This is a genomic window from Vibrio mytili, from assembly GCF_000830505.1.
GTDB classification, from domain to species: Bacteria; Pseudomonadota; Gammaproteobacteria; order Enterobacterales; family Vibrionaceae; genus Vibrio; species Vibrio mytili.
This window is the reverse complement of the sequence record NZ_JXOK01000010.1, coordinates 218,344-239,104: the sequence shown is the minus strand read 5'-3', so window position 1 is coordinate 239,104 and position 20,761 is coordinate 218,344. Positions and strand designations below refer to the sequence as shown.

At 42.8% G+C, this 20,761-nt stretch carries 14 protein-coding genes and 4 pseudogenes; 8 read left to right on the top strand and 10 right to left on the bottom strand.

Annotated elements, in window-relative coordinates; genetic code table 11:
- Positions 1-252: 252 nt before the first annotated feature.
- Positions 253-1,320, top strand: a complete 1,068-nt coding sequence (locus SU60_RS05475) for an acyltransferase family protein (protein ID WP_041154673.1) — start codon at positions 253-255, stop codon at positions 1,318-1,320.
- Between the two features lie 53 nt (positions 1,321-1,373).
- Here SU60_RS05475 and yciH read toward each other — a convergent pair.
- From yciH to SU60_RS05455, 4 genes and pseudogenes are all read right to left on the bottom strand, one after another.
- A pseudogene (yciH, locus tag SU60_RS05470) lies at positions 1,374-1,686 on the bottom strand (stress response translation initiation inhibitor YciH).
- 4 nt (positions 1,687-1,690) lie between these two features.
- Positions 1,691-2,071, bottom strand: a complete 381-nt coding sequence (locus SU60_RS05465) for a DUF3319 domain-containing protein (RefSeq protein ID WP_041154672.1) — start codon at positions 2,069-2,071, stop codon at positions 1,691-1,693.
- A 108-nt stretch (positions 2,072-2,179) separates the two neighbouring features.
- Positions 2,180-3,169 (bottom strand): D-alanine--D-alanine ligase, encoded by a 990-nt coding sequence (locus SU60_RS05460; protein WP_041154671.1) that lies wholly within the window; start codon positions 3,167-3,169, stop codon positions 2,180-2,182.
- Positions 3,170-3,308: 139 nt separating this feature from the next.
- Positions 3,309-3,878 carry an SPOR domain-containing protein gene (locus tag SU60_RS05455; RefSeq protein WP_041154686.1) on the bottom strand — a complete coding sequence of 190 codons (570 nt, stop codon included), beginning with the start codon at positions 3,876-3,878 and terminating at the stop codon, positions 3,309-3,311.
- Positions 3,879-4,262: 384 nt separating this feature from the next.
- On the opposite strand from SU60_RS05455, the pseudogene SU60_RS05450 reads away from it, so the two are divergent.
- Positions 4,263-6,895 (top strand): annotated as a pseudogene (locus SU60_RS05450) (bifunctional acetate--CoA ligase family protein/GNAT family N-acetyltransferase).
- A 74-nt stretch (positions 6,896-6,969) separates the two neighbouring features.
- Here the strand turns inward: SU60_RS05450 and SU60_RS05445 are convergent.
- The 3 genes from SU60_RS05445 to SU60_RS05435 form a co-directional block, all read right to left on the bottom strand.
- The gene (locus tag SU60_RS05445) at positions 6,970-7,857 is read right to left on the bottom strand and encodes a LysR family transcriptional regulator (RefSeq protein ID WP_041154670.1); all 888 of its coding nucleotides are present in this window, start codon (positions 7,855-7,857) and stop codon (positions 6,970-6,972) included.
- Positions 7,858-8,377: 520 nt separating this feature from the next.
- A complete protein-coding gene (gene galE, locus SU60_RS05440) occupies positions 8,378-9,400 on the bottom strand; it encodes a UDP-glucose 4-epimerase GalE (protein ID WP_041154669.1) in 1,023 nt (340 codons plus the stop codon).
- Positions 9,401-9,493: 93 nt separating this feature from the next.
- Positions 9,494-11,053 carry a diguanylate cyclase domain-containing protein gene (locus SU60_RS05435; protein ID WP_164833032.1) on the bottom strand — a complete coding sequence of 520 codons (1,560 nt, stop codon included), beginning with the start codon at positions 11,051-11,053 and terminating at the stop codon, positions 9,494-9,496.
- A 1-nt stretch (position 11,054) separates the two neighbouring features.
- Between SU60_RS05435 and SU60_RS21940 the strand changes: the two genes are divergently transcribed.
- The 4 genes from SU60_RS21940 (at position 11,055) to SU60_RS05420 (ending at position 13,872) form a co-directional block, all read left to right on the top strand.
- Positions 11,055-11,207: a hypothetical protein gene (locus SU60_RS21940; protein WP_164833031.1), complete on the top strand. Its 153-nt coding sequence runs from the start codon at positions 11,055-11,057 to the stop codon at positions 11,205-11,207.
- A gap of 294 nt (positions 11,208-11,501) precedes the next feature.
- Positions 11,502-12,257, top strand: a complete 756-nt coding sequence (locus tag SU60_RS05430) for a 5-oxoprolinase subunit PxpA (RefSeq protein WP_041154668.1) — start codon at positions 11,502-11,504, stop codon at positions 12,255-12,257.
- Positions 12,257-12,940, top strand: a complete 684-nt coding sequence (locus SU60_RS05425; RefSeq protein ID WP_041154667.1) for a 5-oxoprolinase subunit B family protein — start codon at positions 12,257-12,259, stop codon at positions 12,938-12,940. The genes SU60_RS05430 and SU60_RS05425 overlap by 1 nt, the downstream gene beginning before the upstream one ends.
- Positions 12,937-13,872, top strand: coding sequence for a 5-oxoprolinase subunit C family protein (locus tag SU60_RS05420; RefSeq protein WP_041154666.1), 936 nt, complete (start codon positions 12,937-12,939; stop codon positions 13,870-13,872). The genes SU60_RS05425 and SU60_RS05420 overlap by 4 nt, the downstream gene beginning before the upstream one ends.
- A 15-nt stretch (positions 13,873-13,887) precedes the next feature.
- Here the strand turns inward: SU60_RS05420 and SU60_RS05415 are convergent.
- The 3 genes and pseudogenes from SU60_RS05415 to SU60_RS05405 form a co-directional block, all read right to left on the bottom strand.
- Positions 13,888-15,320: pseudogene (locus tag SU60_RS05415) on the bottom strand (FAD-dependent oxidoreductase).
- Positions 15,321-15,657: 337 nt separating this feature from the next.
- A pseudogene (locus SU60_RS05410) lies at positions 15,658-18,113 on the bottom strand (ABC transporter permease).
- Entirely contained in the window at positions 18,113-18,805 is a 693-nt protein-coding gene (locus SU60_RS05405) for an ABC transporter ATP-binding protein (RefSeq protein ID WP_041154665.1), read from the bottom strand. Before SU60_RS05405 ends, SU60_RS05410 begins: the two are co-directional and overlap by 1 nt.
- Between SU60_RS05405 and SU60_RS05400 the strand changes: the two genes are divergently transcribed.
- A complete protein-coding gene (locus SU60_RS05400) occupies positions 18,804-19,406 on the top strand; it encodes an arylesterase (protein WP_041154664.1) in 603 nt (200 codons plus the stop codon). The genes SU60_RS05405 and SU60_RS05400 overlap by 2 nt on opposite strands.
- An 82-nt stretch (positions 19,407-19,488) precedes the next feature.
- Positions 19,489-20,688 carry an enoyl-ACP reductase FabV gene (gene fabV / locus SU60_RS05395; RefSeq protein ID WP_041154663.1) on the top strand — a complete coding sequence of 400 codons (1,200 nt, stop codon included), beginning with the start codon at positions 19,489-19,491 and terminating at the stop codon, positions 20,686-20,688.
- Positions 20,689-20,761 lie beyond the last annotated feature (73 nt).

Below are 20,761 nucleotides of genomic sequence, written 5' to 3'. Positions count from 1 at the left end.
GCCGGTTGCTTTTTTCTCAGAAGCCTAAGGTTCAAGCTTTTGCTGCGCAGCCAAAGAGATCCATTGTGGGTATCTGGATTGGTGTGGAACCAAATAAAAATCATACTTCAAATACCCCAAATGACCCACAACGTCGAAACTATGAGAAAAGTATGATACTCAACAATTGAATAAATTCTGATAATAGTATCGCGCTATATTGGAACTTGTACTGCAATGGTATTTTAGTGTTTTCTCTACTAGGACAACGATATGCGTCAACACTTGCAGTCAATAGAAAACTACCGAGGTTTTGCGATAGTTTGTATTGTTGCGGTCCATTGCTTTGATTATGGAATGACTGCGACTTCCGGTTTTTGGCTTGCGTTCCAGAATTTTTTTTATGGCTCAACAGCTCTATTTGTCTTCATTTCGGGTTACATGTTTCATCATGTTTTTTGTACGCGCAAAGCTGCAGTCAAAGATTTCTATTCGTCTAAATTTAAAGCTGTGATTTTACCGTACCTATTTCTTGGAACGTTTGCGACGTGTTTACTCTATGTAACCCGGACGGGTTTTTATGAAAACGGCATAATTATAGATAGTCGATTACTCTTCGATGCCGATGACTCTACTTTAGTCACGACCCTTAAATACCTGGCGACGGGAAGAATGTTAACGGCCTATTGGTACATTCCATTTGCATTTCTTTTGTTTGCTATGGCGCCTTTGCATCTAAAATTTGTCCAACTAAAAGGCCAATCCCAAGCCATTATAATTGTTCTTTTATGCGTGCTTTCCCTTTTTGTTCACAGATCTTATGAGAACACTAATCCTATCCAAATGCTCGTATACTTCACACCGATATACTTACTTGGCTGTAGCTTTTCCAAGCATCGAGATTACTTGCTGGTGAATGCAAAGCTTAAGATGATGGTATTAGTTGTTATATTGTTGGCGCTTTGTGTTTACGAAGCTTACATCGGACATAGAGGTAATTATATTAAGGAGATGTTGGCATTTGAGGGCATAGATACAATGTTTATTCAAAAGGTTTGCATGGTTCTTGCTCTGTTCTATGCATTCGAACTGTATCAATTTAAAAATAAATTACTGTCTTTATTGGCAAAAACAAGCTTCGGTGTATTCTTTATCCATCCTTGGGTTTTGACCGTACTTAAGAGAACACCAGTCTATGAGTATGCAGGAGCCTCAGATACTAACGTTTTACTTTTCTTTGTAACGCTGCTTTTTACTTTAGTCGCGAGTGTGTCGATCGTTGTTTTGGTTAAAGCAACATTGAGAAACAAGCCCTACTCTCGGTATGTTACTGGCTATTAAAACGAATTAAGCCCCTTTATCAAGGGGCTTAATTGTTTTTAGGGAGAGGAAAATTAGCCGCCTGCCAATTTAACAGTCATTCCTTTCTTTTCTAGGTGTGCTTTAATCTTATCTCGCGCATCACCTTGAATTTCTATGTTGCCATCTTTTACTGAGCCACCACAGCCACATACTTTTTTTTAGCTCTGCTGCGAGTAACTTTAGCGGACCGTCATCAAGATCTAGGCCTGTGACAATACAAACACCTTTGCCTTTTCTACCTTTGGTTTGGCGTTGGATTCGCACAACACCATCCCCTTTAGGACGAGTTGCTTTTTCTTCTTCCGGCTTTATTCGGCCAGTTTCTGTTGAATATACCAGTGTCATATTGCTATTTCTTCAATTGTTGTGCTTGCATCGATTTTTGTTTGGCAAGTAGGTAAGCTTCGATATGTCTTTGGATGGCGACCTTACCACCTTTGATTAATTTACCATTGAACATGCAATACCAAGCGTTAGTCTCGCCTGTATCGTTTTTTAATGTGTAACCATTGAATACTTCGGTTTGCACTTTACCTACATTCGCTTGTTTGGCGTTCAGCGAAGAAAATTCTTTTGGGTCAATGATAGAAGCGGTTTCACACCACCAATCTATGCTTTTTTTGACTGCAGTTAAACTGCCTTGTAATACTTGGTTCTTGATTTTAACCTGCCATACAGTCCGATCTGGGCTTGATTTCAGATTAAAACCTCGGTAATTCGATACTGCCATACCATTGATCCATCATATATGAGCTTATTTCTAATAATACTTATCGTGAAAGATAATTCAAATATTGAAATCACATCTTATGGCTATATGGACTTATGATATGTTTCTTCATTTGGTTCTTTGAATACAGTCCGCTAAGAATTCGCTAAAGCTATGTCCGTTGTTCTGTAGCATTTTAGGAAACATAGAGATCGGCGTCATACCCGGGAATGTATTCACCTCATTGAGGTATATCTCTCCGTCTTCTGTTAAGAAAAAGTCGATACGGGACAAATGACGAAGGTTCATTTGTTTAAAGACGGTTTCAGAAGCGGAACGAATTTTCTCAAGCTGCTCTTGAGTTAAATTTTTTGCTTCAATTTCCGTGAGTGAATGACTGTCGCTACTGTACTTTTCGTCGTATGAATAGAAGGCGCCATCTGGTGCAATCACTTCACCTGGCTTGGTTATATGAAGTTGGCCATTCATTTCATATGCAGCCACTTCCAGTTCTCTTGGTTTAACCGCTTTTTCTACCAAAACCTGATCAGAGAAGCCGAATGCATCGTTGATTGCCTTAGATATGGCTTCCTTTTTTGTGACGCTGTAACATCCAACTGATGAACCTTGCCTTGCTGCCTTAACAAAAACTTTTCCCCACTGTTCAAAAGCTTGGGTGACTTTCTCATGAGCTTGGTCATTATTGCGTGTTAAGAATAAGTAAGGTGTGTTCGGTATATTTAGTGCGTCATACCAGAGCTTTGAGGTGATTTTGTTGAAGCTGTTGCTGCTCGCTTCTGGCCCGCATCCAAGATAAGGAATTCCAGCAATTTCAAACAGGGATTGAATATCTCCAGTTTCTCCCGGAAATCCATGAATACAAGGAACGATGAAGTCAACGGCATGCGAGGAGTGCGCCGAGCACAATTGTTTAGTATTGAGGTCTAAATAAACTAACGTTCCTTGGCTGGTTGTCCAGCCTTCTTGCTTTATTTCTACACGAGTAACGTTGACGTTTTCGATAAGATTTAGCTGTTGCTCAACGTAGTTAGCTGACAACAAAGAAATTTCGTGTTCAGACGACCCGCCACCGCATAATAGAAGAATATTTTTAATCATGAATCAATCTTTCCGTGACCTACTAGAGATACTTATAGTTATGATAACCCTTTGAGGTGTGACGTACAGTTATTTTAGTGTGAGGATAATTGTTCGAATAGGATTTGAACAAAAGGGAGCACGTAGCCCCCTATCACTTTTAGTTTAGCTTGTTCAGAGATGGGTAAGCTGAGTTTTTGATACTATCTATACTTTTAACAAAAGGTTTCAGCTGTTTGAATTGAGCAGGAAGAGTTGATACTGCCTGTTGAGCCTCATTTCTCGTTGCGTAATCTCCATATAAAATAGAGTACCATTTCGTGCCATTGACAACTTTATAGTTTTCCCAAATCGGCTCTCTATTCTGTGGCAATTGATGTGCAAATTCGTTCGCTTTTGCTGGGCTGCCTACAGCAACCACCTGAATTGTGTAACCAAAACGTTGTGTTCCTTTTTGGTTTCCGCTTGGTGGCACAATTTTAACTGGTTTGACTTGCTCTTTAGGTGTCAATTTAACCACTCGTTTTTCTTCTGGTTGCGCCGTCATTTTTACCACTCTAGGTTCTACGTCTTTTTCAACGACTGAACTCTCAGGTGACATAATAGGCTTAGTAACCGTATCGGCACTGTAATCCTCTTGATAGCTTTCAGAGTCTACATTGGTAACGTATGTTTCAGATGCACACGCAGACAGAAGAACGGCTAAACCGATGATTGTGATTTTTTTCATGAAGTAACGAAGCTCTGGATAAATACTAAAATAAATCATGCCGATAGCAGGCTATTTTATCAAGCATCAAATACAATAATCGATGAAATTGATGTGATGAGTAACACAAACTGTTCATGCATAGTGCATATTTTCTCCATTGTCCCTTCTCACCGTGTTTTCTCATTCAATTAATCGTTTATTATTTGTTATGTCCCAAAAAACTCAAGATGTTTGATTGAGCGGAAGTGGCATAGAAATCGCTGACTATTTCCGTGCGTTCTATCTCTGTCGTTCTTTCCCTGTATAGGTACCTGCGATAGTGCGCTTCAAATTGCATCCTGACGTCATTTGGGTATTAAGAGCTCGCTTCATGAGCCATGCGTTTAGGGCCAAGGACTTCGTATGAACAAATTACACAAACTATTTAAGCCTGATTCTGTTGCTGTTATTGGTGCCTCTCAAAAGGCATTGCGCGCTGGCCACGTTGTAATGAAAAACCTGCTACAAAGTGGGTTTAGTGGGGCGATTATGCCTGTGACGCCAAAGTACAAAGCGGTTTCCGGTGTCATAGCCTACCGAGATGTTTCATCGTTGCCCTATACTCCCGACATCGCTATTTTATGTACTAACGCTTCTCGAAACGAGCAATTACTAAAGGAGTTGGATGAGCGTGGCACCCCATTTGCGATTGTTATTTCAGACGATGTTCAACCTTTGGATCTGTCTGGGATGAATATTCGTGTACTGGGGTCGAACAGTTTGGGAATTATTTTACCTTGGCATAACTTCAATTGTACTTTCTCACCTGTTGCGGCTAAGCCAGGAAAAATCGCTTTTTTGTCTCAGTCTGCTGCCGTTTGTACAACCGTTCTTGATTGGGCAAACGATAAAAATATTGGTTTTTCATCATTTATATCCATTGGACGCGGTCAAGATATCGATTTCTCAGATCTGCTTGATCATTTGAGTATGGACGGACATACAGAAGCGATCTTGTTGTATGTGGATTCCATTCGAGATGCTCGCCGATTCTTATCCGCAGCGCGCGCTGCTTCTCGTAATCGACGTATTCTGGTGCTAAAAGCAGGTCGTTCTAAAGAGGTTCACCACACAGAACAGCAAGGCAACGACACGCTTGATATTATCTATGACTCTGCGATACGAAGGACCGGTATGCTGCGCGTAAATAACACCCATGAGTTATTCGCAGCCGTAGAAACGTTGACACATTCCGTTCCTCTTCGTGGAGAACGCTTGGCTATAATAACTAATGGAGGCGGACCAGCAGTGATGGCTGTTGATACGCTATTTGAACGCGGGGGTAAGTTGGCAACACTCGATGAAGCAACCATTGAACAGCTCAAATCTGTACTTCCAGATAAATGGCGTGAGGTGAACCCGATTGACCTCTCTGGTGACGCAACCAAACGGCGTTATCAAGATACTATTAACGCCCTACTGAATCACGATTGCGCTGACGCAATATTAATTATGCATAGCCCGTCGGCGGTCTCAGACCCATTAGAAACAGCAAATGCATTGATTGAAACCATTAAAGCTCATCCAAGACACAAACATTTCAACATTCTCACCAATTGGTCAGGAGAACAAACTTCGCGTGAAGCGAGATTAGCATTTACACAAGCGGGTATCCCCACTTATCGTACCCCAGAGAGTGCCGTCGTTGCCTATATGCACCTTGTAGAGTACAGGCGTAACCAAAAACAACTTATGGAGACACCAACAACGGCAGAGCCGCTCCATTCCGGAAGTGTAAATGCCGCCATTGAATGGGTAAATGAAAAGTTACTGGATAAAAACACAGTCTCATTAGACACTCATCAAACGAGTCCATTTTTCAAGCTCTTTGGCTTTAATGTGCTTCCTACCTGGATTGCGTCTGACGAAATTGAAGCCGTACATATGGCAGAAAACATTGGCTACCCCGTCGCGGTTAAATTACGTTCTCCAGATATTCCTCATAAATCGGATGTGCATGGCGTCGCACTAAACCTAAGAAACCGTTCAGAAGTGTCGAACGCCGCTCAATCTATTCTCGATGAGGTGAAGCTCAGTTTTCCTGCTGCCAATGTTCACGGCCTATTAGTTCAAGGTATGGCGAAATTAGGTAGCGCTGAAGAATTACGAATCAGTATTGCAGTTGACGAGGTTTTTGGTCCAGTCATCTTGCTCGGTCAAGGAGGATCTGAGTGGAACATTTCGCAAGATGCAGTGGCTGCGCTACCGCCATTGAATATGACTCTGGCACGATATTTGGTGGTTGTTGCTCTTAAATCTGGAAAGATTCGTCCACAAAAACACAAAGATGCCATCGACATTAACGAGCTTTCTAAGTTCTTAGTTCGAATTTCACAAATGGCTGTCGAAATCCCAGAAATACATAGCTTGGATATCCATCCAGTACTTGTATCTGGAACTGATCTCACTATCATTGATGCGGATCTCACACTCACCAAATATCATGGTGAACCGCAAACAAGGTTGGCTATTCGCCCATTTCCCGCAGAGTTTGTTGAAACAGTCACGCTTCGAGATGGGCAGCCGGTACTGCTCCGGCCTATCCTACCTGAAGATGAACCATTACATGCACAGTTCATTCAGAGTGTGTCTAAAGAAGATCTGTATAAACGGTTTTTCTCTGAAGTTGGAGAGTTCAACCATGAAGCATTAGCCAACTTTACACAGATAGATTATGACCGTGAAATGGCGTTTGTGGCGGTTGCATTTAATGAAAATGGCCCTTCGATTATTGGTGTCGCTCGAGCGCTCATTACGCCCGACAATAGCGATGCTGAGTTCGCGATTTTGATCCGTTCAGATCTTAAAGGTAAGGGGCTTGGTAAAGTGTTGATGCAAAAAATAATTAGCTACTGTAAGAGCAAAGGCACAAAGCAAATTTCTGGTATGACAATGCCAACCAATAGAGGGATGTTAATGTTGGCGCAAAGCTTGGCTTTGATGTAGATGTTCAGTTTGCCGACGGTACTGCGGATATGGTTTTGCCACTAAATTAAACCTTTAAGGCTAAAAAACCAGTGCTTATGTTGATCACGCTCTAAGCACTGGTTAAAGATCTACTCCGACCTTCCTATGTTAATTTCCAATTTTTTTTCAAATATTGGATACACCAGGATTTGGCCTCACCCATGGTGTTTCTTCGCCAAGCTAGAATAATTTCTAACGGTTGTTGTTCTGTACCTTCGATACGCTTTAGCACGCCGCGTTCGATAAGAGGTTGAGCGACTTGACTTGGTAATGTTCCAATACCTAACCCTGCAGAGAGTGCATCAACTTTAGCGGTAAAGTTGGTCACGGTAAGTCTTGGTTGTTTTTGAATAATATTCATCGACAATGCAGGCTGCTCTCGCGCGGTATCTGCGATGGCGATAATACGGTACTTTTCCCTCGCAACCTCATCAAAAATGCCACTGCGTTTATGGACATAGTGGTCTTTTGACGCGACCCATAGCATCGACATGTTACCTAATTTTTCTGATTTTACTTCTTGCGGTAATGTCGATACCGACGGACAAATCAGAAGATCTGCACGGCCTGAATTAAGAGACTCCCAGCTGCCAGCGAGTATTTCTTCTTGTAATCTCACACGCGTCGAGCTGACATCGGATAGAGCATTAACCATAGGGAAAAAGTTGGAAACAGGGATGATACCGTCGAAGGCAACGGTGATATCTAGCTCCCAGCCATTTGCTAATAACGTCGCATCATTTACCAGTTTCTCACTCGCCTGCAAGATTGTCCGGCCTCGCTCAAGAATCAATTTGCCCGCTTCTGTAAAATTAGCTTTGTGTCCTGAACGATCAAAGATCGTGATGTCTAAATCTTGCTCTAACTTTTGAATTTGGTAACTGAGTGATGAAGGCGCCCTGTCCAGTTCGTTGGCTGCAGCAGCGAAACTTCCTCGTCGATCGATAGCATCCAATATGTGTAGCGCTTCAAGTGTTATTGGGCTTTGCACATTGTACTCCCTCTATTATGCCTATTTCGCTCATTATCTCATTTAAATTAATGGTATTGGTACTTTTTGGGCTGACTTAGATTGTATACACAAATAACGTGTAGATGGTGACTTTAGTCGGTAGGAATGGTTGTTTTTTAAAAGTGTTAAAGAATAATGAGCTAGATATACAAAAGCCAGCAGTTACGCTGGCTTCTTAATCGCTTTCGTTTCAAGAGAGGAAAGAAAAGTTTGTAAAACAAAAGCTTACTGTTGCGCCATCTCTTTTTTCACCATTACAGCAGCAACGATGATAAAAGTGATGATTAGACCAAGTTCCATGAACTACCCCATTGGTTTATTGATTAATGACTCTAAATTTTTAGTCGGCTGTAGTTTAACAGTTCTAAATATAGTTGCCACTTTTTAACCAAAGATTTACACTTTTTCCGATTCAGATCAAAAAAGGCGCACTCATGCGCCTTTTTCTAACAATAACTTCCCTATCATGCGTCGTTTATACGGTTCTAATATCTCGTTACTACGATTTCGCGTCAGGGTAACCTTCAGGATTGTTTGATTGCCAACGCCAGGTGTCGCCAGTCATTTCTTCTAGCGTTCTAGATGCTTTCCAGTTTAATTCCTGCATTGCTTTTGTTGGATCTGCCCAACATTCAGCGATATCTCCCGGACGACGCTCAACAAGTTGGTATGGGACATTTTTGCCACATGCGGTTTCAAATGCTTTAACCATCTCGAGAACACTATAACCGTTCCCTGTACCTAGGTTATATACATGCAAGCCTGCTTTGCTACCTACTTTGTCTAACGCTGCAACATGCCCATCTGACAGGTCCATTACGTGAATATAATCACGAACGCCCGTACCATCTTTAGTTGGGTAGTCACTACCGAATACGGATAAAAACTCTCGACGGCCGACGGCAACTTGAGAAATAAACGGCATTAAGTTGTTCGGGATGCCTTGAGGGTCTTCCCCTAACTCGCCAGTTGGATGTGAGCCTACAGGATTAAAGTAGCGAAGTAGCGTGATACTCCAATCAGGGTTTGCCTTTTGAAAATCGGTTAAACACTCCTCAACCATCAATTTACTGCGTCCATAGGGGTTAGTTGCACTGGTTGGAAAGTCTTCTGTAATTGGCACTGATGCTGGATCGCCATAAACCGTTGCTGAAGAGCTGAAAACGATCGATTTAACGCCTGCTTCACGCATGGCATCGACTAAAACGAGCGTGCCGTTAACGTTATTATCGTAATACTCTAACGGCTTAGCGACTGACTCACCAACGGCTTTCAATCCTGCAAAATGGATAACCGCTTCAATTTGGTGTGACTGCAAGGCCTCAACCAGTGCCGCTTTATCACGAATGTCAGCTTCAATGAAGTGAGGCTTTACACCGCAGACTTTTTCGATGCGTTCCAAAACGGTTGGTTTGCTATTGTACAGGTTATCTAATATCACTGGTGTCATCCCAGCTTCGATCATTTGAATGCATGTATGGCTTCCAATATAACCCATACCACCTGTAACAAGTACTTTCATGTTATTGTTCCTTCTGACGCGAATTGCGCTAGTTTAAAACTTTCGATGCACAATTAAAACTACGATTCTCAAATGACTTTAACGGCAACGCGGTTATTCGCAATCTGCTAGTATAGCTTGCCCTTTCCCTGCTTTTTTCGCTTGATACATCGCCGTATCTGCGCTTTTAAGTACTTTCGATGCGTCTTTCTCATTGACTCCAACCAACTTAACACCAATGCTTACACCAACCTTAAGCGTTTCCCCTTTATGTTCTATAGGCATACAAATGCTTTCTAATAATTGATTAGAAATACGTGTAACGATCATTTGGTTCGCAGGGTTAATCAATATCACAAACTCATCACCAGCAAGCCTTGCAATAACATCACTATGGCGCGTAACAGAAGTTAAACGGTTGGCTACTATTTTTAGCACTTCGTCTCCGGCATCGTGGCCATAGGTATCATTCACCGTTTTAAAACCATCCAAGTCGAGATAAATTATGGCAAATTCGGTACGCTGATATCCTGATCTTTGGACCAGTTTTTCTAGCTCCATACTGAATTTAGAACGATTTGCTAGCCCGGTTAGTGCGTCATGCAATGCAAGGTGTTCAAGTCGTTCCATTTCTTTAACTTTCGACATATCCGTTAAAATAATAACCCAATCATAACGCTCGTTTTGTTCGCATTGAGTAATCCGGTTTACTCGTACAAACATAGGCACTATGTCACCTTGAGCATTGTGTTCAACAACTTCACCTTGCCACATTCCGTAGTGCTCAATTGACTCCGTAATGCTTGGCATAAAGTTGCGGAGACTTCGTCGTTTGAGCATGTACACAAACGGACGCCCAACATATTGCTGTGGTTCTATCCCAAGTAAGGTGCTGACGGCGGAGTTCATCATGCTCACCTTTCCGTCGTGATCAAGAACCAGAAGTCCGTCCTGACTGCTTTCAAACACTCGAGCTGCAATCCGATTCCGGTACAGAGCTTGTTCCATATCGGTCATATTGTGTAGAGAAAATAGAACGCATTTCTGTTGGCTTAAGTGGCGGGTCGTCATCTTGAGCTTTTCGTCTCGTACGAGGCTATGGACGTCGATATCTGTGAGAGTCAAACCTTTCTCTATGACGTCTTTCAGCCGATACTGTGTTTTCGTTCTGATCAAACTGTTTATTTTCCTACCTAAGATGTCCTCAACGGGTTTCCCGAACACTTGAAAAACAGCACGACTGCAATAAATGATGTCTCCATACTGATCCGTAACAAGATGAGCGCACTCTGTCGTATCTAGGATGTTTTTGAACAGAGCTCGCTCAGACTCTGACGTTTTAAGCGAATACTGTCTTTGCTTCTCACGCGTTTTAAGCTTGGTCAACATCACATTGAAGTCATCAACCAATTCGCCAACTTCATCATTCGAATGACAAACAACCTCTTTTTCTGACCTATCACCGTGATTAAAGTCGTTGATGGCTTGTTGGAGACCGCTTAAAGGACGTATGAAGAAACGCTCTATCATCACGCTTAGAGAAACGCCGATGGCAATTAGCACCATAAGTAAAACCAAGCTATCTTTCATCCATAGTGTGTGGATTTGGTCAAAAGTGGTCTTTGGACTTGTTTCACTTAAATTACTCGTCGAGTTTGGGAATATGACATCCATAATGAAAACCGCTGAAACTCCGAAAACAACGGTCGTGAAAAGCAAAGTAGACAAGATGAGCTTTGTTCGCAGTGACATATTACTTTCCCGATACGCACAGTTAATCTGTACTGGTGTGCAGTCTGTCGACATGAAAAAATGGCGACAATATTAACATCCTGGTTAAATTACATTAACGTGAAATAGACAAGAATGGGCTTGAAAATGAAAGAAACAAGTAGAAATTCGGCCGAATTCAAATAAATAGCTAGCTAATTCACAACATGCTTGTTATACCCAAATAATGAGACGGTGCACCTTTCATCGAGTGTGGGAAGCCAACCCATTCCCTTTGAAATTAGCCCATTGAAGTGGGTTGGATGTAAATAAGAGAATGATGAACTGAGTCACTGAACAGAGGACCATTTTCCTTCAAGGTGAAGGTATTACGCGGACAAAAGTAAAACGTATGACATTGAATAAACAGCAACTCACATTGAACTGTGATATGGGCGAAAGTTATGGTCCTTGGCAAATGGGTGCCGACGAAGAAGTGATGCCGTATGTTGATATGGCAAATATCGCTTGCGGGTTCCATGCATCGGATCCCAACGTTATGCAGTCCACTATCACACTCGCTAATATGAACGATGTGGAGATTGGCGCACACCCAGGTTATCCCGATATTCAGGGTTTTGGGAGACGCACGCTAGCCATGACGGGAGATGAAATCACCAATATGGTCGTGTATCAAGTAGGGGCACTCCAAGCACTTTGTCGAGCACAGCATACAAACATCAGTTATATCAAACCTCATGGTGCGCTCTATAACGATATGATGAGCAATGATTCAACCTTTCGATCCGTAGTAAAAGCGGCGGCACTTTTTAAAGTTCCGCTGATGATCCTTGCCTCACAAGAAAATGAAAAATATCTCGAAATTGCGGATGATTTCGATGTTCCCCTACTGTTTGAAGCCTTTGCTGATCGTCTTTACCAAGATGATGGGATGCTAACACCACGAACACAACCGAACGCGGTATTAAAAAATGAACAAGCCATTTTAGAGCAGGTTCGTACCTTGGCTGAATCCGGTCGCGTAAAAACCGCCTCTGGTAGCTATATTCTTCTCGAAGCGGACACTATTTGTGTTCATGGCGACAATGATGAGTCTATTGCCCTTATCCAAAAGATCCGTCAAAGCTTGTATACAGGGGGAAATTAATGCGACAAGAACATTTTTGTCTCTCTTGCGTTTCTGAGTGTAGCGTTTTTGTCTCGTTTGATGAACACATTTGTGAAGAGCATATTGGTGAATTAGCTCGTATGATACGCGAGAACCTCTCGACTATCGTCATGAATGTTATCCCCTCATATCGCACGATTTTAATCGACTACTTACCTTTTAGAATTACTGAGAAAGAACTGCTTAGCACATTAAACCAAATCATCACGCTATTTGACCCTAAACAAGCGAGTCATCATCCGGCCAAATCAATCGTAATTCCTGTTTATTATTCAGAAGAAACCGCCTTGGACTTGTCGCGTTTCAAACAGCGTGGACTGTCATTAAAGTCCCTCATTGATGCGCATACTCGTTCCATTTATACCGTGTCTGCTATTGGCTTTGCTCCTGGTTTTGCTTTTCTTTCTGATGTGGAAGACGAACTAAGCATGCCAAGGCTGGAAACACCAAGAACACACGTTCCTGCTGGTAGTGTCGGTATTGCGGATAACAAGACCGCAGTTTATCCCGCAGAAAGCCCAGGGGGTTGGAACATTATCGGTCGGAGTCCTATGCATTTGTTTACCGATCGACCACCGTTTATCCCTTTCAATGTGGGTGACAGCGTCACCTTTTTAGCCATTTCTAAGCAGGAATTTATCGATCAAGGAGGAAAATTATGAGCTTTTCGGGACTGATGGTAGAAAAGCCAGGACCGCTCTCTTTGATTCAAGACTTTGGTCGTTTTGGACTGGGTCATATTGGTATTACTCAAGGTGGACCCGTTGATGATTATGCGTACAGTTGGGCAAACCATCTACTTGGAAATCCTGTTAATTGTGCCGCGATTGAAATCACTTTTGGTAATGCCAGTTTTGTTGCCCTGCATAACTGTCACCTGGCGATATGTGGTGGTGACCTTAACGCGACCGTTGATGGGAAGCCTATTGATAATTGGTCAGAGTTTTCATTGCACAAAGGTCAAAAACTCCAATTTGGTATGGCTAAAAATGGGTTGCGTTCATACCTTGCTGTACATGGTGGTTTTGACGTCCCTCTTCACTTAAACAGTGCCTCCACGGTGGTTAGAGAGAGTCTCGGTGGTTTTGAACGTAACGGAAGTACGTTAAAAAGCGGAGATAAGCTGCCATTTATCCCTCATCGGCTACCTCAAACTAAACCGAAACAAATGACATTTCGTTTCAAACCCGACTATAACTTACCAATTAAGCTAAGAGTTATTGAAGGTTATCAATATAATGACTTTGATGAGGAGGCTATAGCGTGCTTCTATGAATCAGAGTTTACGATTTCTACAAACTCTAACCGTATGGGCTATCGGCTTGAAGGGAATACGGTGACCCCTCCTTTTGGTGGCGTGTTGTCGGAAGGTATAGCACTTGGATCGATTCAAGTACCCAATGATGGTAACCCTATCATCCTCCTTAACGACCATCAGACGATTGGCGGCTATCCTAAATTAGGATGTGTAGCGAGAATGGATTTACCACGGTTAGCGCAAGGAAAACCCGGCCAGAAAGTCAGCTTTATAAAAGGTGATCGTGCCGTACTTCAAAAAGCTTGGTGTGAATGGGCACAGTTTTTTGGTTACTGAGCCCAAAACCATCGCTTACATTCCATACCTTTCAGCTAACGCTTTGGGATAATCGCGCTGCTGAGTTAGGCGAATGGCGTACTCTTCAACCTCTTGTTCGCTCCAATGCACGGCTGTAGGATGTTCCATTTCGACATCTCGATTAGGTGAAATCCCAAACCAATGTTGCAGCACTTTTTGAGCCGCAAGTAACGTAGAAGAGGCCTTTACGACTTCAATTCGAGCATAGTGATTTTCTTCAAAACTCACGTCAGCAGCTCGCAATACCGGGTCTGCTCCGGGAATTTGCTGAGCGCCAAATAACGCTTTACCGCCTTTGATTGCAGAGTGATAGTCGGGGATGAATTGTGCCATGTGAGAAATGGCCTTTTCAGTTCGTTCTATCAGCGCATCTTGACGCCAACCTTTGGTGATCTTAGACATTAAACCCTGCGGCAAGATTGGCTGAGCTGATTCACTTGTGCTTCCCACTAGCCCATCTTCAAATAACGTAATCGCCTTTGTCATTCCATGCAATTGGAAGTAACCGTCACTGTATGGTGTTAGTTGTGCCATTCCTTTATCTGTACCACGAGGGCCATGGAAAATAACCTCAGGCCATTGTTGATTGCATTCATGCCATTTTGTTACGTAAGCCGCTTTGAATTCAACCAACCTCTGTCGGTTTACGCCAACTGCATTGTCCACTGTTCCAGTTTCAAACCCACAAGCGTTCACCAAATAGTCGCAAGTTAACTGATTATCGACACCGTTATGTTCGTAAGTCAGTTGCCATTGATTATCTAGGTGCTCCGCATGTTTCAGGTTTGCCTGAGTCAGCACGTTGGCGTTGGGTAATTGATCCAATGTTAAGTTAGCGATAGCAGCAAGCCGAAATACACTCCAGCCGTATTCCTGCACGGCAACAACAGGTATTTAAGCTGTTCTAAATCAGTATGTTGAGCAAAGGGAATACACCAATCGTCAATCGATAGTGGGTTATCTGGCTGTGTGCATTTTTTAAGCGCGACTAACTCCTCTTTTGAGTAGAGCTTGTAGTATTGCTCCGGTTCTCCCAATACCTTGTTACGTTCGTCTTGGTTAACTAATTCGTTATAAGCATGTTTGATAACCTCTAAACGAGGAATTAAGACTTCGGGATCCCCACCGTCTGAATGCGGAACCGCGATGACAGTCGGACGGATATTCAGTGAGCGTGGATACAAGCGTATTGTATCTATAGACTGCGCAAGCAAGTCTAGACACTGTTGTTCAGAGATCTCACGGTATAAGTTCCCCCCCGCATGTAAATGGCAAATAGGAGGACCATTTACTAAGGATACCCCTTTTTCAATCACAGAGACCTTAAATCCAAGTTCGGCAAAATGAATTGCCGCCGTTGCGCCTGACACACCACCGCCAATCACTGCGATGTGTTTATCTTTGTAATTTGGAAACTCTGAATTCATTGCTTCACTGACAGTTTAATAAGGAAAATTCTTTACTAACGGTTGATTCTACTCGTGTTTAAGCCAGATTAAAATCACAAAAAACACATGGGATTACGATCGCTTAAGATTTATATCTAAGAAGTAAAATAGCGAAAAAAATACTTGACGACCTTGTTCGCTAACGCCTTTTTTATCGCAATGTGAATAATAATTTAGCTGTAAGACCCATGGTGTAAAGCCTGCACAAATACCCCACTTTGTACCACTTTTACTTATCCAAAAAGTTATCCACCGTTTTTGTGGATAACTAAAATAAAAGTGTCATCGGCATGTTCTACCCATGCAACGACATGGGTTAAGTCCTTACTGGTGTTAACAATCTTCTAATTAAACTCATGACGACCAAAGCAAGTGTCACAAAGGTGGCTAACGGTAATGCTACCCACAGTTCTGGATGTATTTGAGGAGTAAGCTCAAAGCCAAACTGCATCACAGCAGCAACACAAACTTCAGCAGCAAAGGCAGCAACAACGCTCGCGATGATTGCCATAATGCCATACTCAAACCATAGCGTTGTATTGATCCGCTTTTTACTCGAACCGAGCGTTCGATATAAACGTATTTCCTGCTGACGTTGCGACAAGCTTAAACGTAGCAAGGTAAATATCAGCAGCAACCCAGCAACAACACCGAGTAATGCAAGTATGGTAATTGCAGAGACAATGTTTTGAATCAAAACCTGAATTTTCTCTCCCATTGTTCGTATATCGAGTACAGATACCGTTGGGAAAGAACGTGACATAGAAGTCAATAGAGTTTGTTTATCGTCTTCGATGCGATAACTGATTAAATACGAACCCGGTAAGCTCGCCATTACATCGGAAGAAAATATAAAGTAAAAGTTAGGCTTCATATCACGCCATTCAACATGACGAATGGAATCCACTGTCGCATCGAAATTTTGACTGTTGATGACAAACCTTAACTGGTCTCCAAGTTCAATGCCTAAATCATTCGCAACATCTGATTCGACAGAAACACTGCCCTTATTCGTCCATTCACCAGATAGAATATCATTATATTCTGGTAGAGCATCGCCCCAGGTTAGGTTAAGCTCTCGGCGTATCGCATCGGAGCCTTCTCCGTCGTACTCAATGTCTTTAACGCTTTGACCGTTAATTTCAGTAAGACGACCGCGAATAATCGGAAAGGCTTTCGACCTAGTCACTTGATTGGCATCAAGCACGTCCAGATAATCTTTTAATTCATAGTCACCAATATTTAAAGCAAACACGTTGGGTGCGTCAGCAGGTAATGTTCTGTCCCAATCAGCGAGTATATCGCTCCTTACTAGCCAAATTATCGAGAGTAACATTAGGGATAACGACAACGCACCAAACTGTAGCCCACTGGTCACTGGTGTTCGGTTAATTCTACTAAGCGCTAACTTCATTGCAGGGCGCGTTGAAATACGAGCGAACAACTTGGTCAGCATAACGCTTATTAACGCAAGAAAGACAAACAATATCGCGATACCCACAAGGACAATCCATACCAACATATTGTTTGCGTAAAGTGCGAGTAACGGAATCACTGGTACTAAGATGAGCCACATGCGCTTCCAGGACCGTTGTGTGGTTCCCTGTTGCATAACTTCAAGTGCAGGTGTTTTTATTAAACCGAGTAAAGGAATACCAAGTGCAGGCACGGTGATAAGAACCGCAGAAGCAATTGATATCAGCAATGGAGTTACGCCGTAACTTGGGAGGGGATTAGGCAGTAAACCGTCCAACGGTATGCGTAATAGATACTCGAGTCCACTTCCTAAAAGCACACCCGCGACACTTGCAGTAGCGAATAGGATAGCGACTTGAATAAATAGCCACCTCTCTATCCAACGACGGCTGGCACCTAAACTTTTCAACATCGCTATCGTTTGCGTTCGACTGTTGACATAGTTTTGGCAAGTGAGCACCAAAGTCGTTGCCGCCATGATAATGACGATGGCAACGGTAAGTGACAAGTACTGTGTTGTTCTTTCAAATATTTCGTTACTTCGGCTCTCAGTATCTTGCGTCCTCCAGCGATCACTTGGAGAAAGTTCGGTATCATCCTGTAGCTGCGTCAGCGTGGTATTATCTGCTTTCAAAAACAACCGATATTGAACCCGACTGCTACTTGAATCGCCCCCGTTTTTTCCACGTCGCTTTGATGAATATAGGCGGAAGGCATTTGTCGAAAAGGGTTGAAACTTAAACCAGGCTCCGTAAGCACAGAGCCGGAAACCGTGAAATTCGCGTCGCCAATCGTGACGCTGTCACCCTTTTTGACGCCTAACTGAGCCATAATGCGTTCATCTAACCAAAGTTGATTGCTCTTCACGTGCCCGCTAGGGTTGTCCTCCAACACTAATTCGCCCAACAGTGGATAATGGTCATCTACCGCTCTTACTGTGATCAACTGCATTCCTGATTCACTAAATGCCATCGTTGCAAAACGCGTCATTGTAGAACGTTCTAGCTTGCTGGTAGCAGCCATTAAGGTGTCAGGTATTGGGTTTGCCGATACAAACACCGCATCGGCAGTCAATGCATCTTTGCCCTGCTTGACGATGACTTGCTCCATACGTGATGCTAAGGCAGAGAGCGCAAATATGCTCGCGATAACCAAGACTAACGCAACACTAATCGGCCAAAGGTTTCCTTGCTTGATTTCTCCTAAGCTCCAACGTACCAAACTTTTGTTTGGCGAATGTTGCTTAATACTGCCCTGCTCCATTGCGCTGGCTTCACTTGAAGATAGTTCAGACATTATGACTCCTCCTTCATTTCGCCCGCCTCCATTCGATAGACGCGATCGCAGCGTCTTGCAAGGTGTCCATCGTGTGTCACAAGCACGAGTGTGGTGCCATGCTTTTCATTAAGCTCAAACAGCAGTTCAATGACTTTGTCAGCAGTATGATGATCTAGGTTTCCGGTCGGTTCGTCTGCAAAGAGTAGTTCAGGTTGAGTCATAAACGCACGCGCAAGCGCAACGCGTTGTTGTTCGCCACCAGAGAGCTGACTTGGTAAATGATCGATGCGCTTTTCTAATCCCACCGCTTTTAACAGTTCTCTCGCTCTGAGTTCATCTTCCGCTTCACCACGTAAAAGACACGGTAAAGTAACATTTCGCAACGCACTTAAACTGGGAATGAGTAGGAAGCTTTGGAACACAAACCCTAATGAATCTGCTCGAATTTTCGCTCGCTGCTCATCGTCTAACTTAGAAAGCTCATGTCCAAGCAATGTGATTTCGCCCGATGTTGGTGTATCCAAGCCAGAAAGTAGTGTCATCAGCGTCGACTTACCTGCACCTGAAGTGCCGATAATTGCGATTTTTTCACCTTTCCTGATATCAACATTTACATCTTTAAGGATTGTTAATTGTTCTTGATTAGTAGAAACTTGTTTAGAAACAAAGCTTGCTTGAACAATAGGTGCTTTTAGTACAGGTGTGTCCATGATTCGTTTACTTTCCTTATTTCTCTTTTTCAGCCTTTCCACTTTGGCACATGCCAATGAAAAGCTTCTTGTGTTAGGCGATAGCCTAAGTGCAGGCTATCAAATGCCGATCGAGAAGAGTTGGCCTAGCTTACTCTCTAACGCCTTGTTAGAACATGACCAAGATGTAACAGTTATTAATGGCAGTATATCTGGAGACACAACAGGAAACGGTCTTGCTCGTCTGCCCCAACTTCTTGATCAACATACACCAGACTTCGTTATTCTTGAACTCGGCGCCAATGATGGATTACGCGGCTTTCCTCCTAAACTTATTACGGCGAATTTGTCCAAAATGATTACTATGATCAAAAATTCTGGTGCTAAGGTATTCATGATGCAAATTCGAGTGCCGCCAAATTATGGTAAACGTTATAGTGACATGTTTTATGATATTTACCCCAAACTCGCAGAACATCAACAAGTTACATTGCTTCCTTTTTTTCTAGAACATGTCGTTACCAAACCTGAGTGGATGATGGATGACGGTCTTCACCCTAAGCCTGAAGCTCAACCTTGGATTGCTGAGTTTGTCGCCCAAGAATTGATTAAGCATTTGTAACTTTAATGGTCTAGCTCAATAAGTTTTCCCTTAGTTTACGTTATGGTATTCCTAATTCCATACATCGGGGGTAGACACAACAATGCGAATAGAGCCAATAATTCAAGGTGTTGTTGCTCGTTCTGCACATCCATATGGGTGTGAGGCATCTATAAAAGAGCAAATTGATTATGTAAAACAAGCGCCACAGATCCAGCAAGGCCCAAAAAGGGTTTTGATCATAGGCGCCTCTTCTGGTTTTGGCTTAGCAGCAAGAATCGCTCTCACTTTCGGCGGTGCAAACGCCAGTACAATTGGTGTTTCATTTGAGCGTGGGCCGTCAGACAAAGGGGTGGGTAGCGCTGGCTGGTACAATAACGTCTTCTTCAAGCAACAGGCCGAAAAGTCAGGTCATACCGCTATCAATATCGTTGGTGATGCATTCTCCGAGACCATACGCGAACAAGTTATCGAAGCGATTGAAACTTACTTTGAAGGTGAAGTTGATCTGGTCATTTACAGTTTAGCAACTGGCGTTCGTCCTAAACCGAACAGTGATGATCTATGGCGAAGTGTAATAAAACCTATCGGAGAGCCCGTTACGGGTGCTTCGATTTTGTTGGAAAACGACCAATGGGTCGAAACCACATTGGAACCAGCAACAGAAGAAGAAGCTGAAGCCACCATCAAAGTGATGGGAGGAGAAGATTGGGAAAGCTGGATAGATACGCTAATTAATTCAGAATCCCTTGCCGAAGGCTGTAAAACCATTGCCTTTTCATACGTAGGTCCAGAAGCCACACACCCTATTTATCTCGATGGCACGCTCGGTCGAGCTAAGGTTGATTTACACCAAACCAGTCATGCATTGAACCTCAAGCTTGCGAACTTTGATGGTGGCGCTTACGTCACCGTCTGTAAAGCACTTGTGACCAAAGCAAGCGTATTCATTCCCGCGTTAAGCCCTTACCTACTCGCACTGTATCGTGTTATGAAGGAACAAGGGACACATGAACGTTGTATTGAGCAGATGCAACGCCTATTCACCACCAAACTGTATGGCCAAGATAAGGTACCGGTTGATGGTGAGAGATTGATTCGTATTGATGACCTAGAACTCGATCCAAAGGTGCAACAGCAAGTAACAGTACTTCTTGCACAAATGAACGCTGATAACTTTAAAGACATAGGTGATTATCAAGGCTTTAAAGAGGAGTTTATGAAACTCAATGGTTTCAACTTTGACAATGTTGATTACGCGGAAGATATCTCGTTTGAGACTTTAACGGCGCTTAAACCATAACTTATTTATGTCTTATATTTAAGAATTAACCAAGTCTTTGCAAGGCTCTGAATTTTTTTCAGGGCCTTTTTTT

Excerpts from the sequence above, each read along its gene's own strand:
- fabV (WP_041154663.1), top strand. The coding sequence starts at position 19,489 with ATGCGAATAGAGCCAATAATTCAAGGTGTTGTTGCTCGTTCTGCACAT.
- SU60_RS05460 (WP_041154671.1), bottom strand. The coding sequence starts at position 3,169 with ATGATTAAAAATATTCTTCTATTATGCGGTGGCGGGTCGTCTGAACAC.
- SU60_RS05425 (WP_041154667.1), top strand. The coding sequence starts at position 12,257 with ATGCGACAAGAACATTTTTGTCTCTCTTGCGTTTCTGAGTGTAGCGTT.
- SU60_RS05405 (WP_041154665.1), bottom strand. The coding sequence starts at position 18,805 with ATGGACACACCTGTACTAAAAGCACCTATTGTTCAAGCAAGCTTTGTT.
- galE (WP_041154669.1), bottom strand. The coding sequence starts at position 9,400 with ATGAAAGTACTTGTTACAGGTGGTATGGGTTATATTGGAAGCCATACA.
- SU60_RS05420 (WP_041154666.1), top strand. The coding sequence starts at position 12,937 with ATGAGCTTTTCGGGACTGATGGTAGAAAAGCCAGGACCGCTCTCTTTG.
- SU60_RS21940 (WP_164833031.1), top strand. The coding sequence starts at position 11,055 with ATGAAAACCGCTGAAACTCCGAAAACAACGGTCGTGAAAAGCAAAGTA.
- SU60_RS05430 (WP_041154668.1), top strand. The coding sequence starts at position 11,502 with ATGACATTGAATAAACAGCAACTCACATTGAACTGTGATATGGGCGAA.
- SU60_RS05455 (WP_041154686.1), bottom strand. The coding sequence starts at position 3,878 with ATGAAAAAAATCACAATCATCGGTTTAGCCGTTCTTCTGTCTGCGTGT.
- SU60_RS05435 (WP_164833032.1), bottom strand. The coding sequence starts at position 11,053 with ATGGATGTCATATTCCCAAACTCGACGAGTAATTTAAGTGAAACAAGT.
- SU60_RS05400 (WP_041154664.1), top strand. The coding sequence starts at position 18,804 with ATGATTCGTTTACTTTCCTTATTTCTCTTTTTCAGCCTTTCCACTTTG.
- SU60_RS05475 (WP_041154673.1), top strand. The coding sequence starts at position 253 with ATGCGTCAACACTTGCAGTCAATAGAAAACTACCGAGGTTTTGCGATA.
- SU60_RS05465 (WP_041154672.1), bottom strand. The coding sequence starts at position 2,071 with ATGGCAGTATCGAATTACCGAGGTTTTAATCTGAAATCAAGCCCAGAT.